Source organism: Burkholderia sp. 572 (assembly GCF_040545135.1).
GTDB classification, from domain to species: domain Bacteria; phylum Pseudomonadota; class Gammaproteobacteria; order Burkholderiales; family Burkholderiaceae; genus Burkholderia; species Burkholderia cepacia.
In genome coordinates, this window is the sequence record NZ_JBEPLH010000035.1 from 1 (window position 1) to 18,250 (window position 18,250).

Sequence of the window (18,250 nt, forward strand, 5' to 3'; positions counted from 1 at the left end):
ACCGTCGAGCTGTTCGCTCCGTCCGTGACCGTGTCACCTGAACCGTTCACGGTAATGGAGTCGCTGTCTTTGCCGTAAATCGTGCTACCTGATCCGTCGATAGCATCGCCTTGTCCTTGAACACTGACTGCACTACCACTTCCCAGAGAGGCCAACGTATCGTTGCTGCCGTTAATAACCGTCGAGCTGTTCGTTCCATTCGCAATAAAATCATTCGATCCGTTCACCGTGAACGTATCGTTGCCCTGACCGTTAATCGCAGCGTTCGAGCCGTTGACTGTGCCCCCTGAATTTGCCTCGAACGTCACTGTCGATGCAGCGCCGGTTGCCGACAAGTTCACGCTGTAACCGACGCCGGTAAGCTGGAAAGTATCGCCAGCTTGGGCGTTGATTACGTGGCCGCCATTGAGGATCGTCGTGTCGTAGTCTGCTCCGTTCACGTCGATCGTATTGGCGTTGGTGGTTAAAGTGACACCAGATGCGCTCACATCAACTGGAGTGCTGACGTTCGTAACAGTTTCGACCTCTGAGCCGTTACTTGAGAACTGCTGCGTTGATACTACAGCGCCGGTGCCATCCGTCATCGTTGCCGAATAGCTGCCATCCGAATTATGTACGTAAGAAATGTTCGATATGACATTCCCGTTCTCGTCCTTGTATAGTGCCGAACTAACTTGACTCCCAGCGAAAGTCATTATTTCAGAATTGCCCGAAGCAAATGAAATTGTGGCCGAAGACAAATTTCCATTCGAATAATTAACCACCAATCCATTGTCTGGATCGGGGGGATTGGTTTTGATTCCATCAAGACTGGCGCGGCCGTATTCATCCTGGAGGGCACCAGGACTTGCTTGGTAAAACTCAGGATAACTCTGTCCACTGACGGCCGGGAAAGTCCCCATCACACTGGAAGCCGCCTGAGTCAGCGCAGAAAAAGCGTCTGCCGAGGAAGCATTTTGTAAGTTTTGACTACTCCAAGCACTATCAAGTGCTTGCTGAATTCGACCGTTTGCGTATCCAGACCCATCGCCATCAATAGTAAAAGCACTTCCGGTCGCCGCCTTGATTTGTTGCTGGACTTGATAACTATAAGCAGCCGACATATTTTCAGTTGCCATACCTACAACTGCGGCTGCATTTCCATAATTTTGATCACCTGGATTTAAGTTCGCAATAGAATTATATAAGCTTTGACCAGTAGTGAAATTTGCATACTTCCCCATTTCCCAGGTAAGAGCGGAGACGTAGTCGGCCGGGCTGGTATCTTGCGGATTAGAAATCTTCAATCCAAGAAGAATTTGCACCTGATTGTTAGGATTAACAATCGTTTCCTTTCCATTGGAAAATGGATTATTCAAATAATTCGCCGGCAAATATGCTCCGATCGGCGCAACGGTTCCTGCCGCAATGTCCGAATCATATTTATTAATCGATCCCACCAGTATCGAACTACTATTTATCATGTTCAAAACGGCCTGAGAGGGAGGATTTCCACCCCAAATCGCCTCAGTTCCATTGATTTGACTCATTTGCAAACCCCTTAAAAATTTTGCTGAAAAAGTATCGTTTCAGTGCACTTTGATGCCATGTTATTCAGGGAGGACAGGAACCAGACATTTACTCCACCCTTTCCGAGATAGCGATATGCAAATCCCGATGGCACATATTCTGAGCTCTTGCTCGACGATTGGAAGTTTTGCACAATGTCTGACTGTGTAATGCAAATCTTCGTCGTATCAATGGAAATTTTTGCGGAAACCGCTTCAATCCGATTGTCATTGCCCAGTTTCTCAACATAGTTTGCAGAACAAGGCAGTCTCCCATTTTTACTCGAATCCAAAAACCATGGCACATCATGGTAAATAAATTGCCGAATAGTCACCGGTCGCTCTGGAGGCGATGCCACTCCACATCGTTCGAAAGAAAATGGAGCAATGATCACTTGCCCACTTTCCATCTTCATGCCGATAATTCGAGAAAAGAGAGATTGATTGGAAAGATCTGCTTGATCAGCCACCTCATGGATTCGAGACAGGGGCGATCTTTCGTCGGCTAAATTTTGACTTCGAGCATCTTGTTGAAACCCGAATATCACAAGCATCACCCCGAAGATTGAAAGGGAAATTTTTATTTGGCTGTATTTCATATTATTCAATAATTTCTGATGATCTTATATAAATTTTCGGAAATTAACGCTTTTAAGCAAGCATCTACACCAACCAAGAATTTAGCGACATTGATTCACGGGAGCGCAATCAGTTTCAATTGCAAAATGAGCCTAAAAATTTCCTCATCAGCTCCGCACTGAGCTCGGAGCCCGTGAATTCATTCTCAACTTCCGCAGGATTCGTCCCGCAGATCAATTTTCAACACCACACCAGAAACAATCACTACTACATTATTGCCAATCGAAGCATTATCAACGACACCAAATATCCTCAAGCGCTACACCATCCATTAATCGAAAGTGAGCGGAACGCCGAATTTTCTACTGATTGATCCGATCAATTTATCAGCAGGCGCCGCCAGCAGCAACGCCTCATACGAAACATCCCGTAACGTTTACGTTACATAATATTTCATTTTGCCTTTCGTTAGAAAAATAGGTGGTATTTGAAAGACATGGTCACGACGTTTAAACCGATTAATTCCTGGTAGTTTTCTATGTTTAAGAATTCGTGATTTTCGAGATACATCGGAATAGAAGGTTATTTGTAATTATTGGACTCGAAGGCAACCTTTGTAATTCAACGGCTCCGGAGGTTGCTGTAGGAGTTCACAATCAATGCTAGCCGTGCTCAACAGAGCGCTAGCAATGTTCACTAATACTGCTAGCGTAGTGTTTTGCTCAACCTAAGCGGTGGGCATCGATAACGTGATATCGCCCGCAGCGCGGCGTCGAAATTCGGAGCTCTGGCGAAAATCGATTGCGGAACAGTCTCGAGCAGGCTGTGGTGCACCCGACAGTAGTCGGCTGACGGATCGAGCCACTCCCTCTTCCACCGTGATGCAGTCTGCCCCCGGTCGCCCTACCCGGCTGCCTTGGCTCTAATGTGCTGGCGACCGGATCTGCGAGGAAACGTCGACGCAGGCGATATACGGTGGTGCAGTGAACGCCTAATAGCTGTGCTGCTCGTTCAGCCTGCTGCCGGGAAAGCACGCCGTTGCCAAGCAGTCGAAGCACGGACGCAATCTTCGCTGCTCGAGCGGCCCGCTCTTCGATCGAAGCCATATGGATCCCTATCAATCCACGCGACACGTGCAACGTGCTAGCAACGTTAGTGAACATTGGCCAAGTTTCTGTTGCAGAAACGCAACGGCCAAGCAGCCGCCAGAAAGCTTCAAAAAGTCCCTGTTCGCCGAGGCTTCTTTGAGAATTTCCGCTAGCAACGTTTCTGAACACGGCTAGCGCTAATAATGAACGCCTACAGTTGCCGCCTCCTCGGTCGAAATGACGTCGCGAAACCCCTGTGGGGCTCGGTGCCAATCTGCCGGGCCGTATGACGGTCGAACTTCACAGTACGTATCGATCGCGTCAACCACGTCCTGCAACATTGCGGTGCGTCGACCCCAGTCTTGCTCAGTCACTTCGACGATCGCCAGTTCGCCATTGTGTTCGATCGCGGTACCTGAGGCGCGCACGCGCTGTGACTCCTCAAGCTCATCACGTAGAAGCCCATAGGTCTTCGTCGAACAATATAGCTTCGGGAGGCTCGACAATGCGTGTAGGCAGTCGAGCCGCCCCAGTTCGATCAAAGTCGCGGCATCAATGACATAACCCGCATCGCTCCGAGACAACAAACTTTCCGCTTCGGCACGATGTGCCTCCGAGCCACCGCCGACATCCAACTTTGCTTCTTGGTTGGGCCATCCACAGACTGCGTCGACAACGCCGCGCCCCATCATTCGGCACACCCCTCCGATAGTAAAAGGAGCCTTTCGATACCCCTCCATGATTTGTCGACCGACTTCCGAGCTTCGGTGGAGCTGCGCCTTCAACTGGGAAAAATCCAGAGCCCCGTGTTCGTCTTCGGGCAGGTTGATTACCGAAACGTAGGATGACTGGGTAATTGAGCCCTTCAGCATTTCATGGGTGGTGTCGAGCAGGCGACGATACGCCGATCCGATCGTCACTACCTTGAACACCTTCGGCTCATCGAATGTTTGAGCAACGGCGACCTCGCTTCCAACAATTGCGCCAATAAAAGGGGCAACGTCCGTTGATGACGCGGAACGGAATTCGTCGGCATCTGGAAGTCCGTCGAACCCGATAGGATCGACAGCTCGGGTAAAGGGTCGCCCCGCATTGTCGACCACCGTAAAGTAAGTCCCCTCCTCGATCACGGGTCGACTAACTTCGAGGTGCGGCAGCGCTTTGTGTACGGCGAGATGGCCGGCCAAGTGCGCTGCCGCCACATCGACGTCCGCCATATTCAACCGGCGCATGCGATAGAGACGTCGGAGGCCGCGTTCCTCGAATCCATGACTCATTTCACATGTGGCAATTTGTGTCAACTCTCGAGAGGTGCCTTCGAGCAACTCGGGAATTTGATCCAGCACGGACAAAAGCTCCCCATCCGAGTCCCGAGCGGCCGTGGTCAGCCGAAACAACCAACTCATCGCTTGGCCGGGGTAGTGCCTCAGTTGAACCAATGAGAGCTGCTTGAGCAACGCCCAATCGCCGACTTCCTGACCGAGTTCCATGGCCAAGTGCCGCGCACCGTCGTTTTCGATCCAGCTCTCGTGAAGGGAGTCGAGAAGTTGCCGGGCCTTCGCATACGCACCGAGGCGCATGTAGCAAAATAGCAGATCGCTATGAAGCTCACTGTGCACCCCGGACCTTAGCATCGCAGCGTATATCTCGGCACATTCCTCAAATCGTCCAGCTTGGAAATAGGCCATCGCTAACATATAGCGCTCCTGCTCTACGCCCGTTTGGTTCACGAGTGTGGCCGCGCGGGCGAGCAGACTATCTGCCCGCTCCAAGCGGCCGGCGCGACGAAGCATGTCCGATCCGACCGCAATCGCAGCAATAGACGTCGATGTCGATAGGTCCTGGGCTTCTAGCTGTTTCATAACCTCATCGTGACGTCCGTCCTTCGCAAGCGCTTGCCACAGCAATACTCTGATCGATTCGACCGCGCGTTCGCAATCGGTCGGCAAGTTAGCCGCAGCCTCGATTGCTCGCTCAATCGGTTCGAGTTTTCCTACATTTGCACATGTCTGAGCGAATGTGACCAGGGCATCGGCGGGCATCGCGTGGAGTGAGGACAGCCCAACCTCCAAAGCGCGGTCGATATCACCACCGCCGCGATGGGCCTCGATCTCCAAACGGATAAATTCCGACCCGTCTATCGATCTCGCGCGCGCCTCACGCAGCAGATCTAAGGCGTCGTTGGTCCGCTTCAAAAGGACATAGACGTAGCCAAGGTTGACCACCGTCGCTTTCAGTGTCGCTGTTGACTGGACCGTCCACAGCTTTTCGTGCCGCGGCTCGAACGCCGCTGCTACGTCGCCCAGCGCATTCAACTCCGCCGTGTCAAGCATGCGAAAGGCGATGTTGAGCGGACTAGCCGCCACCCACTCAAGCGTATATCCCAGCGCCCTATCCCTGTTGAAGAAGCTTACGTCTTGAAGGTCCAACGCCTTTCGAGCTGCCGCGGCTGCTCCATTGATATCTCCGGCTCGGTAGCGGCTAAAGGCAACCAGTTGAAACGCGTCGGCCTCTTGGCGGTACTCACAAGGAATCGCGTCCTCCGCTAGCGACCCGCCTCGCACCAATTCCGCGTTTTTGGCGATTAACCAGACCGAAAGCGACTGCGGGAATCGCTCGAGCGCCTCGTGGCCAGCCTTTTCCGCCGCCGCGAAATCGTTCGCTAGCAACAAACCGCGCACCCGTGCAGCGGCGAGCTTGTCGTCGTCATCGCACAAGGCAGCTGCCTTTAGAAAATCAGCCGCGGCGTCCTGGTCACGGTCGAGATTGAAGCGGCATGTCCCGCGCATGAGGTACCAACGCGCGCGCTGATGCGCATCGAACGGTTCCAGATCCTCGCCGAGCTTTCCGAGGTCATTCAGCGCATCTCGGTACCGGCCTTCCCGAATTCGAGTATTGAGTTGATCGAGCTGTCGGGAGATGAGCTTGTTTTCGGATGATTCGCGCGAGGCAGGAATCGCACTTTGACCTCCCGTATTGCCCGTCGGTAGCGTCGCCGTTGAGATACCGACTGCCACGCCAACGGGAGAAGTGCCGTGATTCCACGCACCAGCATGCGCGCCGAGAGTGTATTGTTGAGCGCTTGCGTCGCGGATGATCTTGAACGCGCGAGCGAGGTCATCGCCAATCACCTCGGCCAAGGAATCGAGCGCTATCCCGCCTGCGCTCGCATTGAGTGACATACACGATGTCACAAACTTCGACCAGACGTGATTGGGATCGGCAGTGTAGCCACTGGACAGCAAACTCGAGCGAATCAGGTTGACGAGTTGCACGTGCTCGGGAGTGCCGTCTTCCTTTAAGTCATGCGCGAGGAAGCTCACATGTTGAAGGAACGTGTAGAGTTCCTCGTCGTCAATCGGTCTTCGCGCAAAACTCGCGACAACGGTTTTGAATGCAGAGACGGCGTTTCGCTTCAGTGCATTGCTAACCCCGACCGCATCGATTTTTTCGAGCCACTCTCGACTCGACAGCGACAGGCTTGCCGCCTTCGCAACTGCGGTCGCACCGCTCATGTGATGACGCCCGTCGGCATCATGAACGATAACGATGCGATCCTTGCCTCTTGAGAACAGCTCCGGTTGCTGATAGTCAAGCCAAGCCCCCCCGACTGCATCTTGGAAAGCTTTGGTCGACCGTCTTGCGGTCAGTCCTGATTTCATTTGGAAGAACACGCGATGCCGGTGACCCGCCGAGTTCTCGACTGTGCAAACCAGATCGTCCGTTTGCGGTCCATGCGCGCGTGCCTGGAAGCGCAGTTCTGCGATGACCCACCCTTCAGCAATTCCCGGGGAAGGCGCACCTAAACACATGTGGATCAGCTTGACAGCCTGGGCACGATTTTCGAATGTGACTCCCTGCCCTCCAGTCGACGCTGAACTCGCGGCCGATTTGGCCATTCCTTCGGTAGAGGACTTGCGTTGTGAAGACTTTCCCGGTCGACGTGTCTGTTTTTTCGTATTCGTATTCGTTTTCATGTTTTGATCTCTGCCCGCATTGCTTTGCCGCTACTCGCCGCGTCGCGCTGCCAGTCACGCGTGATACTTCGCCGCCTCCTGGCACATCCGTTGCTGTTCGACGAGCACCGGCGAGCCCTCGCGCAGCGCGATCGACACCAGGTCGTCACGCATGGTGCGCAACAGGCGCTCGACCTCGAGCGGTTCGTGCTCGTCCAGGTCGAAGTAGAGCCGCGCGATCGCGGCGATCGGCAGACTTTTCACGCGCGCGCAGCACGGTGAACTCGGTACGCGTGTAGGTGCGCGGCACTGGTAGGTCGAGCTGCTGGGGGCGATTGGCCACGGGATCGTGACTCCTCAGAAATTGCTAGCGCCGGGCGATGGTTGATCGGCGGGATACAGGATGTCATCCGTGATGCGGCCGGCGACCCCGTCGAGGTCCGGGAACAACACGCCGCGATTGATGCCGGCCCGCTGAAGCTGCCCGCGGATAGTGCCAAATGCCTCGCCTGGAATGCGGATGTATCGCAGTCGGTCACGAAACCCGGGGTTGGTGTCGAGCGCGAAGTATCTCGTGTCGAGGCCACTTTGCTTCCCGCGATGCACCGTGAACCAGCCGTCCTGGGCAGCGATACGGCGAGAGACATGGCGCGGCTTCAGCAACCGCGTTCGGCCGAGTCGGAGCGGATCTTTGCTCTCCTCGGGCGAGATCAGGTCGTCGTGCACGACGGGCAACATCCACACGGCGCCCGGCCACACGCCACGGCCCTCCTCGCTTTCACACGAACGGTACTCGCACGGTTGCTCGACGGCCGGTTTTTTTACTGCGAACCAGAGGGCCGACAACGCACTCCCCGACCAATCCAGCAAGCGGGTGGGCATCGCGTGGTGTTGCGCGATCGCAAGCCAGTCGGCGTTCGTCAAGTCCACGGTCGATTCGACGTGAGGCAGGGCACGCTGCTTGAACTCGTCGAGCATGCGTTGCTCGGTGTTGGGCCGCAACCGCAGTTGGTATGGTGCGCGTCCAATTGCGGGCACAAGCCGCCACGACTCCACCTCCTGGCCGCGAAACAGTGGGAAATCGAGGCTGATCACGTCGACGCTGGCAAGCCACTTGTCGACGTGTTGTAGAAAGCTCACGAGGTCAGTCGCTTCCCCGACACATTGGGCATCGCGGAGATTCGGATCGAGACTGGATGAGGTGCTCATCGGTGAGTCCTTTGTTCGTGGGTCAGGGTACCGTCATCCTAATGCCCTTTTATTCCACTAGATCCCGCCACGGAATAGAACCACTTAGACAAAGAGTATCGCGGTGCCCTTTGACGACACAACTACACACGCCCTGACTCACTTGCTAGAGTTTCTACGTAGAAACTGTCGACTACGAGGTCCACACACGGATCACGCATTGGCTGCGCCAACTCACAGATTTACCCGTGCATATCAACCGCCGGCGTATTCGCCACGACAGGCAGAAAACGTTCAGCATCAGTCCGATTCGATCGGCAAGTTAAAGGAAGGCGTGCCAACATGCTGCACCTGCTCCAGTGCTTCAAGATAGCGATGGACCGGCACCGCAGCAAGTTGCTTATCATGAACACGAAGCAACGCTTCGAGTGCAGTCCGTTCCGCGTCTGTAAAAGTCCACTTGCCACCCCGCTCTGCCCGCGCAATGCATTGGTTGAGTGCGAAATCCGCGGAGCGATACAGTTCCGCTTCGCCGTCGGAACGCAAATAGAGCGCGAGCGCGAGTATATTGGACAGCGTGGCGATCGACTCGATATCACCACTGCCGCCGCAAAGCAGCGCAAGTGCGAGGTGGTGCTTGAGAGAAAGACGACGGACTTGGTCAACCGGAAGAGGTAGTAGTTGCGCCTTCGTCAGTGGCCGTCGGCGCACGGTAGAGTGTTTTCGCATAGCTTGATTGCCGTGCCAGCAACATCAAATTTTATCGGGCGACCGCTTCATCGTATTCGCCGATCCGCGCGTGTTTAAGCACTTCGGAACCTCGGACGGGAAGTCACGCCTTGCGGCCCCGGCGCTCTAGTTCGATCCTGGTACGTTCCAATTCTCGCGCGAATGTGGCCTCATCCGGGAGGACCGTCTGATACTCCGCTGCGAGTATCTTGTTCGGTAAGTTGTCGAGTGCATAATGCGCCTCGGCCGCGCCTTTTTCAGCACACAGAATCAAGCCAACCGGGGGGTTTTCGCCGGGCTTCATCCAATGTTCACGCGCGTAGTTGAGGTAGAGATGCATCTGCCCCGCGTCCGCATAGCTGAAGCGCCCGACCTTCAAATCGATAATGAGCAGGCATCGCAAGCGCCGGTGAAAAAACACGAGATCGACTCGAAACCAGGTGTCATCGATCCGTAGACGCCGTTGCCGACCTATGAACGCAAAGTCATCGCCGAGCTCGAGGAGGAAATCCGCCAAGTGCTGGATCAAGGCCGCTTCGAGATCCGACTCCGAATATTCGTCCTTCATGTCAAGAAATTCGAGGACGAACGGATCGCGGATCGCTTCCTCAGGCGATAGAAGATCGCCGGGTTGCGCTACAGCCACCTTTCCGAGCAAGGACGCCTTGTTGCGTGACAGCACCAGCCGCTCATAGAGCTGACTGCTGATCTGACGGTCAAGCTGTCGCACAGACCAGCCCTCACGCAACGCTTCAGCCTCGTAAAAGTCGCGAGCAGCTTGCGTTTTCACCGCGAGGAGGCGAACGTAGGCGGACCAGGGCAACGGAAAAGCCTGAGCGATAGAATTTAGCTCAAACGCCACGCCCGGCGGCGCCTTCACCGCCGCCTTGGTTGATTTTGCAGACGCTGTCGGGACAATCCGGGCGGGCGTGGATTGTGCAGACAGTGTCTGCACAATCCGATCCGCAGGCCACGTCAAGTAAAAGGCGCGCATCTGTGCGAGATTGCGCCATCCGAAGCCGCGACCGAATCGCTCTGACAGATCGGCGCCCAAACGGCGGATCACCGCCTCGCCATAAGCGGCCCGTTCCTCCCCGCCCTGCTCGAACTCAACGATTCGTCGCCCGATCTCCCAATATGTCGCCGTCATCAGGGCGTTCACCGTGCGAGCCGTCGCTTCGCGCGCCGACGCGACTATATCGGCAATTTCACGGTGTAGTCCCGCATAAGCGGCCTGCCCGACATCACGCTGCGTCACAGTGCGTTCACCACGTCCTTGAACGCCTTGCCAGCGGTGAACTTCACAGTATTCGCGGCCGGGATGGCAATCTCCGCGCCCGTCGTCGGATTACGTCCCGTGCGGGCGGCTCGCTGCCCCTGCGAAAACGCGCCGAAACCGATCAGCTGTACCGATTCGCCGCGACTCACCACGTCCGTGATCGCGTCCAGGACCGCCTGGACGGTTTTGCTCGCGTCGGTTTTGCTGACGCCCGCGCCCGCTGCGACCGCGTCAATGAGTTCCTGCTTGTTCATGAACAGCCTCGGCAACAAAGTCAAAGCTGCACCCTACCTCATCCCGCTGCACACACGCAAATCGCTGGCGATCAGTGCAGCAATACCCTCCAACTCACTGGCATCCGTCCCCACCACTGCCTGCGGCGGGCAGCCCACCAATAAACTCCGGCTTACACCTGTCGCAGCCACGCTCGCCAAGAGCAATCGCGAACGTTTTTCGCCCGGCCAGCGCTCACACAACTAGCGGGCCGGTGCGGGTGTCATCACTCGCGCAGACTACATGGTCCGGCTTCCGGTGTCACACAACCTGACTGTTTCTCCAGCCGAATCTGCCCGGCCGACCTGCGCGGACCACGGCATCGGTTCGTGCCGCGTCTCCTGCCTCCCGTCTGCCCGCCACCGGCAGCCGGGCCTAGACTCAACTTCAGTTGTGTGAGCGATGGATTCAGCGACATGAATGCAGGGGTCCCGAAATAAAGGGTAACATAGCCCTTACTATGTTACCCTTCACTTTATTGGCCGATTCGCCCCTTTTCTGAGCGCACCTGGCGCTCACGCTTGTCCGGCAAGGCTCGCCGGCCGGCCGCCGGCCATCGGCACGGCTCGCTGCCCGGCAGGCCCGGCAGAAGCCGACGCCGAGCTGACGCGGCCGCGTCGCAGGACACGTATCAAACAACACGCTTTCCGTATTCCCTCGAAGCCACCCATGACGACCGCCGACGATCCAGACGTGCTCGATGTCGAGTTCCGCGAGCTGCCGGCCACGCCGCGGCGCGCGACCACGCCGGCCGCGCGCCGCGAGTCGCGCTCGCGCGCAGCCCGCCGCGAGGCCGCCGCCCAGCGCCGCATCGGCCTGCAGCACCTCGCGTTCTTCCGCGGCTATCTGGAAGGACTGGATCTGGCCGAGCTGGCCGACCAGTACCTCGAATTCGGCCGCGACGCGCGCAAGGCCACCGCCACGCGAACCTGGCTCGTGACGGCCTTCGTCGCCGCCGCACGCAAGCGGCAGGATTTTGCGACCGCGCGCCTCCTCGCGATCCGGCCGGCCGCCCTCGCCGCGACGCCGGCGGCCGACGCCCCGGCGCAGGCAGCGCCGTCGCTGGAGGACTTCGCCGCCGAGCACGATCCGGACGGTTTCTATACCGAGAAAGAGCTGCTCGACCTGTTCGCCGCCCGGCATGCCGGCGCTGCTGCCGACGCCGGCGCAACCCTGCGTCGGCAGCAGCGCAACGCCCGCCTGCGCGCGCGCCAGATGGCGGCGCTCGAGGCGCTCGCGCGGCTGGTGGTCGAGGATCCGCGCCCCGAGCACCACGTGCTCGGCTGGTTCGACACCGTCGTCGCGCTCCGTCTGGCCGACGTCGGCCTCACCACGATCGGCAAGCTGGTCGAGACGATTAACGCGCTCGGCTACCGCTGGTACCGGCGTGTGCCGCGCCTGGGCGAAGTCGGCGCGCGCCGCATCACCGCGTGGCTCGCCCACTACGGCGACGTCGCCGGCCTGCAGCTGGCCGCCGGCGCGCAAACCCACCCGTCCGAGTGCACCCTGCCTGCGCCCCGGCTCGCCGTCGCCGGCCCCGTCACCGCGATCGTGCCGCTCGAGCGCTTCTTGCTGCCGCCCGAACTGGACGGCTCGCACGGCACCCACCGCAATCTGGTCAAGAACAACAGCCGCGCCAACAACGACCGCGAGGCGATCGATTTCTGGCTCGCCGACTACGAGAACCCGCATACACGTCAGCGCTATCGCACCGAAGCGGAGCGCCTGCTGCTTTGGGCGATCTTCGTGAAGCGCAAGGCCCTGTCGAGCCTCGACACCGATGATGTGCGCGACTACATCAACGGCTTCCTGGTCGATCCACAGCCGGCCGCCCAGTGGGTGATGGAGGGCACGGCACCACGCGATGCGCTTGAATGGCGTCCGTTCCGCGGGCCGCTATCGCTCAAGAGCCGCCAGGACGCGCTGTCCGCGCTGAAGAAATTCTTTGGTGAGCTGGTCGACGCGCAGTACCTGGATCACAACGCCTTCGCGAAGGTTCGCGTGTTCACCGGGTCGACGCACGACGCCGCCGGCAACGAGCGGCGCGTGGCCGCGAAATCGCGCCTGCAGATCGAGCGCGGCTTGACCGCCGACGCCTGGCGCTTCGCGATGCGCGTGCTCGACGCGATGCCGGACACGGCCGCCGCGACACGCATGCGCTTCGTGCTGAGCTTTGCGTACAGCACCGGGCTACGGCGCGCCGAGTTATGTGGCGCCTTCACGGACGACGTGCAGGAGCGCTACGCCGGACCGGAATTGGGGACGATCCGGTTGCTGCGCGTGGTCGGCAAGCGCGCGAAGGAACGCTTCGTGCCGTTGGTGCCGGCGGTGCTGGACTTGATGGGTGATTATCTGGAATCGCGTGGCCTGCCGCGCGATCCCCTCGCCTGCCCGGCCGCCACGCCGTTGATCCCGGCGCTGCTGTCGAATGCCGAGATCGGCCGGATCCGGCGCGCAGCGAAGGCGAGTAAAACCGATCCGGCGCCTGAGCTTGCCGCGCGCGCGCGGCAAGCCGGGCCGATTCATCCGATTCAACTTTATAAGACGGTTAGGCAGTTTTTCGCGATGGCGACTACCGCGGCCCTGCGCGAGGACTCGCCCCATGCGCGGGCCTTCAGCGCGGCCAGCCCGCACTGGCTGCGTCACACGTTCGTATCGCATGCACTGGCCAATGGCATGAGCCTCGAGAGTGCGCGAAATTTTGCCGGCCACGACTCCCTCGATACCACGTCGATCTACGCGACTGCCGAACTCGGTCGGCAGTACCGGGAGGCGGAGTCGTTCCTGCGACGTGCCAGTGCTTGAGGTCAGTGGTGAAGCACGAAAAGAGAGAACCCCGAAAGATAGGCCATCTAATCGTGAGCAAAACCGCCGACCTGAACGAGCAGCTCGGATCTCTGGCGACGACAACGCGGGAGTTTTGTTGACTCAGATCGGGCAATACGCAACTAACGGTCGGCTTCGTAAGCCCCTCTTACAAACACCTTCGCACCCGAACCGCCCTATGTCTACAAATGAAGGGCGTCCCCATAGGGAGAACTCAGCTCCAATCCTTAAAGGGCCTTGGCTCTAAAGGACTTCGTTTGCGTGAACACGTAGCCAGCAAAGGCGTCCTTCAGCGCCGGATGCATCTCGAAAATCACGGCAGTCAGATCTGCCATTGGGTCAATACTCAACCGACGCATCGTCAGCTTCGCAGCAGGCGTTCGCCTATATTGACGACGCCAATCGTCGCGCTGCTCGGGCGATGCGGCTTCGTACGCCTCCCACCCTTGGCGCACCTCGTCTCCCATCCGTTCCTTGGCATTGACTTCCTGAGCAGCGGTCTGCAACGCCATGCGCGTTTGGACCTGTACCTTGGCCTCGGCGTCTTGCTTCTCGCGTAGCACGAGGGTCTGCTGAACTTGCACCATCTCTCGCTCAGCATCGGAGACGACCCACCCTTCTTTGAGCGCCTTCATGAAAAATCCGGCCGGGCTCTTCGTTACCTTCCCGATCTTCAGACTGAACCGAGTGCGGTCGATCGCCTGTTCCAAGCGTTCATCAGTGTAGGTGTCGCGGTCGCCAGCGATCTGGTTGAACTGCGCGGTGGAAAGACCAAACTCCTGCTTCAGGGTTTGGTAGATCGCCTGGGCATGCTCGTGCGTGTGCAGCACGCGTTCAGCCAGATCCTTACGGGTGATTCGGAACCGCAGACTACCAATCTTGCGCGAGCCCTGCACGGTGCGTGTCTCGTACGTAATCGCAAGGTCAGAGACCTCGTTGATCTGCTGCACGGCTGGTTCAAGCCAGTCGCGCTTGAAATACTTGAACACTTGAGCGTTGGCGCCCATCTCACCCTGCCATCCCCGCAACTCGTCGAGCGGGATCCAGTCGGTAATCCCATCGTCAGCGATCGGCAGGAGGTTGTCGTACATCACGCGCGCGTACGAGAGCGTGAACAACGACGTGATGCGCAAGCTCAGCCAATGGGACTTGCCCGGCCCTCGGATGATTCCGATCAGATCGGGCGGCACGCGGAACTGGAAACGTCCCCCCTGGTAAGAGATGCGGCCAATCAACTGTGTAGACCCAAAGGGACGTTCACCGTCTTCCCCGACGGCGGCGGTCGCCTGAATCAGTGCCTTTTGCGCTTCGGTGATCACCTGCTCCAGGTGCGTGTTGTTCCGGCTCGAGTAACGCATGAGCCACTTGAAGTAGTCCAGCTCAACGTCGTAGAGGTCACGCGGTCGATCGTCGTAGGCGACAATGAAGTAGGCTGCATCGATCAGGCGTCGCGCGGCCACACCTAAGTCAACGATTCGGATGAGGACGTTGTTACGCGAAAAACCGATGTCGGAGCGGGCGTTCTCTACGGCCAGACCTTCAGCCTGCGCGTCATCGAACAGGGCCAGCGCTAGCTGACGGGACGTTGCCATTTGCCCTGTTTCCGCCATGCGACCTCCGCTCCCGTTATGGATTTGTCATATCGATCCGTAAGGTACCGACCTCAAGGTGAACTGTCAACACAACCCACCTCACCTTCCGCCTGTGATGCACACAGATCACCTCACCTTTCGGCCCATTCACTTCACCTCTCAGCCAAAAGACCTCACCTTCGATGCCATTTTTCCTCACCTCTCCGGGGACAATCGCTCACCTTGCCGCTCAATCCACAGCGCCTTCGACACAAAATCCCTCACCTTTCTTCCGTAAGCGCATGATTTTAAAAGACTGTGCTCGGCCTGTTTGTGGTTTGTGGGTTTATCTTTTAAAAAACGAACCACCCACGTTTGTAAGAAAGCCTCGTCGCGAATACTCAACGCGCTTTGCCCAGGAGGAGTTCCGTATTTAATGGAGTACTGCTGTTGGCCCGGGACCTTAGGCTTCTAGCCCTTTATCACACTCCTTCCATGGTGAGGTGAAATGTGGGAGTTGCCTGAAGGCGCCTCGCCATTCTCGCTTCAGGGTTGAGCAAGGTGAGGCAATTTGTGAAGAATCGGCGGCTCGCTGAGCGGTTGAGTCCTGAATCTGAACACATTTCACCTCACCTTTAATGAGGATCGTTGGCGTGATGTACATGCCCGCCCGTGCTAGAGCCTTGATCCACCTGTATATGTGGTACGTAAACGTCGAAATGCGGATCCTCACACGATTGAAGTAGCTATTCCGGGATGAGGCGGGTATTCTACGGTTCGTCGCTGGAATAATTAAAACCGTATAAATGTACGGCAAGCGTGGAAAAATCACCTCACCGTCGAATTTAAGAGGAACCGTCCAATGAAAATGAGCGAGTTGCCGGCCGTCGAGCGGCACGTGAAACTCTCCCAACTCGGGGAGTTCGCCAAGCGACTGTCCGTCATGACCGACGAGCTTCGCGATCAAATCTTAGCCCCGCGACCGCGTAAGACTGCGCCGGTCTTCACAATCGGTGAATTGACCGACATGTGCGGCATCGATCGTCAGAAGATTAATTACCTAGCAACAAAGGAAGGCGGCAGTTTGCCGCCGGGTGAAGCCCACGGCACGGGGCGGTCTCGAATTTTCACGCTTGCGGAGGCGCGCACCTGGGTGCAGCAGGTATCGAACGTCCACCAGACGGCGCTCGTTACTGGCCAAGGCCACCACCGCGGCCGCGTGTTGATCACGGCCAACTTCAAAGGGGGGTCGTGTAAGACGACAACCACGATGTGCATCGCGCAAGGCTTGAGCCTGCGTGGCCGACGCGTCCTGGTTATCGATCTGGATCCGCAAGCGTCCTTATCGGAGCTCTGTGGCCTCTATGCCGAGAAGGACGTGACATGGGAGGACACGGTGCTCCCGTTCATTTACGATCCGGCGATCGAAGGCGGCTTGGGCGCGAAGGTCCAGACCACGTATTGGGACGGCCTCGACGTGATCCCGTCCCACAACTATCTGCATGACGCCGAGTTCCATTTGCCGACGGCGCAGAAGGAAAATCCCGAATACGAATTTTGGTCGGTGTTGCGTCGGGGGATTGAACCGCTGCGCGCGCATTACGACTACATCATCCTCGACACCGCGCCGTCGCTGTCGTACATGACACTCAACGGCCTGATGGCAGCGGACGCGATGGTGATGCCGCTGGTTCCTGAGAGCCTTGACTTCATTTCGTCCGTATCCTTCTGGTCGCTGTTCTCCGAGGTTGCGGCCGGTTTCGTCGAGCACGAGGTCGACAAGACCTACGATTTCATCTCGGTGCTGCTTTCGAAAGTCGATTACGGCACCACGTCATCGGCGCCGGTAGTTCGGTCATGGGCACAGCGCGCGTACGGCGATTGGCTCGCAACGACGGAAATTCCAGCGAGTTCCGTGATGAGCAATGGTGCACTCGCGTTCTCGACAGTCTTTGATTTGTCGCGCTCTGACGGCGTTACGAAAACCTTGGCACGAGTGAAGCAACCATTGATGGATTACTGCAAGTGGATCGACGACCAATACGTGACGCAATGGAGGGCTGAAGCATGAGCAGCTTGCGTGAACGCATGATGAGCAAGACCGCGGACCTACGCCCCGCGAAAGACATCCCGCTCGAGCAGCAACCGGATAAGCCGGCGTCACCGCGCACGGCACCGGGTATGGCCGCTGCTCTCGCTACCGTGCAGAAGCGCGTACTGGAGCTCGAGAAAGGCAGCGGTTCGTCTGAGTTGCCGATCGCGGAAATTGTTCCGAACCCGTGGCAACCGCGACGCGTATTCAACGAAGCGAAACTAACTGAACTCGCAGAATCGATTCGAGAAGCTGGGCTAATCCAGCCGATCGTTGTACGTCGAGCGGCATCCGGCTACCAGATTGTCGCCGGCGAGCGTCGCTGGCGTGCGCACAAGATGATCGGGAAGGACACGATCAAAGTTGTGATTGTCGACCTCTCCGACGAAGACATGGCGATGCTGGCCTTGGTCGAGAACGTGGTGCGCGACGGCCTTACGGACTACGAGGTTTCCCGCTCGATCCGCGAAACGGAGAAAGAGTTTCCGAACCGCAAGCGCATGGCTGAGGCACTCGGCATCTCGCGATCGGAGCTCTACCGCTATTTGGCCTTCGCTGATTTGCCCGGATTCGTCGTCAAGGACTTGGATATCCAACCGCGACTGCTCGGCGCCAATGCGGCGGAGCAAGTCGTTTCCGTGCTGCGCAACCGCGAAGGCCGGGCATTCGAAATTACCCAAGAGTTGTGGTCGCAGGTAGTTGCCGGCGACCTCGATCAAACCAAGCTTGCGAAGACGATCAAGCACGCGATCGAGAGCGACGGCAAGGCCGGGGCCATGAGCGATCGAAATATCGAAAAGATTTTTGCTGGAAAAAACCAGGCGGGTTCGATTACCAAGGACGCGGGCGGATTCACGGTCAAGATTAAAGCGGGGATGCTCACTGCGGAGAAAGAAGAGCAAATCCGGGCCCTGATCGCGCAACTGTTCGCGCCGAACGAGTGATTCGTTCCTGATAGCACATCAAGCCCGCCGTGCGCGGGCTTTTTTCGTGTCCCTACTAGGGACACGGACAGGCGACAGTCGTAAGCATCGCTGTCGCGAAGGGAAACCTTAATGCGGTGTCTCTATTAGGGACACTCACGGGCCGAGGGTGCTTGGATAGATGTAACGAAACTGCGAG

The 18,250-nt window shown here is 57.7% G+C and carries 11 protein-coding genes and 1 pseudogene; 3 read left to right on the forward strand and 9 right to left on the reverse strand.

The window, feature by feature from the left end; genetic code table 11:
* The 8 genes and pseudogenes from ABIC51_RS37565 to ABIC51_RS37600 form a co-directional block, all read right to left on the reverse strand.
* On the reverse strand, window positions 1-1,529 hold a 1,529-nt coding region (locus ABIC51_RS37565; protein WP_354006972.1), incomplete at its 3' end, for a hypothetical protein.
* Between the two features lie 11 nt (window positions 1,530-1,540).
* A complete protein-coding gene (locus tag ABIC51_RS37570; RefSeq protein WP_124919379.1) occupies window positions 1,541-2,146 on the reverse strand; it encodes a hypothetical protein in 606 nt (201 codons plus the stop codon).
* A 1,265-nt stretch (window positions 2,147-3,411) separates the two neighbouring features.
* A complete protein-coding gene (locus ABIC51_RS37575) occupies window positions 3,412-7,191 on the reverse strand; it encodes a tetratricopeptide repeat protein (RefSeq protein ID WP_334054298.1) in 3,780 nt (1,259 codons plus the stop codon).
* Window positions 7,192-7,287: 96 nt separating this feature from the next.
* Window positions 7,288-7,513: pseudogene (locus ABIC51_RS37580) on the reverse strand (integrase); the annotation flags it as partial.
* Window positions 7,514-7,527: 14 nt separating this feature from the next.
* Window positions 7,528-8,379, reverse strand: a complete 852-nt coding sequence (locus ABIC51_RS37585) for an FRG domain-containing protein (protein ID WP_049098169.1) — start codon at window positions 8,377-8,379, stop codon at window positions 7,528-7,530.
* A 279-nt stretch (window positions 8,380-8,658) separates the two neighbouring features.
* A complete protein-coding gene (locus tag ABIC51_RS37590) occupies window positions 8,659-9,087 on the reverse strand; it encodes a hypothetical protein (protein ID WP_080982102.1) in 429 nt (142 codons plus the stop codon).
* Window positions 9,088-9,190: 103 nt separating this feature from the next.
* Complete coding sequence (locus ABIC51_RS37595) at window positions 9,191-10,345, reverse strand: PDDEXK nuclease domain-containing protein (protein ID WP_027791978.1); 1,155 nt, start codon at window positions 10,343-10,345, stop codon at window positions 9,191-9,193.
* The gene (locus ABIC51_RS37600; protein ID WP_027791979.1) at window positions 10,342-10,620 is read right to left on the reverse strand and encodes an HU family DNA-binding protein; all 279 of its coding nucleotides are present in this window, start codon (window positions 10,618-10,620) and stop codon (window positions 10,342-10,344) included. Before ABIC51_RS37600 ends, ABIC51_RS37595 begins: the two co-directional genes overlap by 4 nt.
* Window positions 10,621-11,308: 688 nt before the next feature.
* On the opposite strand from ABIC51_RS37600, the gene ABIC51_RS37605 reads away from it, so the two are divergent.
* Window positions 11,309-13,444 (forward strand): site-specific integrase, encoded by a 2,136-nt coding sequence (locus tag ABIC51_RS37605; RefSeq protein ID WP_354006973.1) that lies wholly within the window; start codon window positions 11,309-11,311, stop codon window positions 13,442-13,444.
* A gap of 248 nt (window positions 13,445-13,692) precedes the next feature.
* On the opposite strand, the gene ABIC51_RS37610 is transcribed toward ABIC51_RS37605, so the two are convergent.
* Window positions 13,693-15,075: a replication initiation protein gene (locus tag ABIC51_RS37610; RefSeq protein WP_354006974.1), complete on the reverse strand. Its 1,383-nt coding sequence runs from the start codon at window positions 15,073-15,075 to the stop codon at window positions 13,693-13,695.
* Window positions 15,076-15,898: 823 nt separating this feature from the next.
* Between ABIC51_RS37610 and ABIC51_RS37615 the strand changes: the two genes are divergently transcribed.
* Together ABIC51_RS37615 and ABIC51_RS37620 are read left to right on the forward strand one after the other, a co-directional pair.
* Window positions 15,899-17,107: a ParA family protein gene (locus tag ABIC51_RS37615; RefSeq protein WP_060280506.1), complete on the forward strand. Its 1,209-nt coding sequence runs from the start codon at window positions 15,899-15,901 to the stop codon at window positions 17,105-17,107.
* Entirely contained in the window at window positions 17,104-18,072 is a 969-nt protein-coding gene (locus ABIC51_RS37620) for a ParB/RepB/Spo0J family partition protein (protein ID WP_354006975.1), read from the forward strand. The genes ABIC51_RS37615 and ABIC51_RS37620 overlap by 4 nt, the downstream gene beginning before the upstream one ends.
* Window positions 18,073-18,250 lie beyond the last annotated feature (178 nt).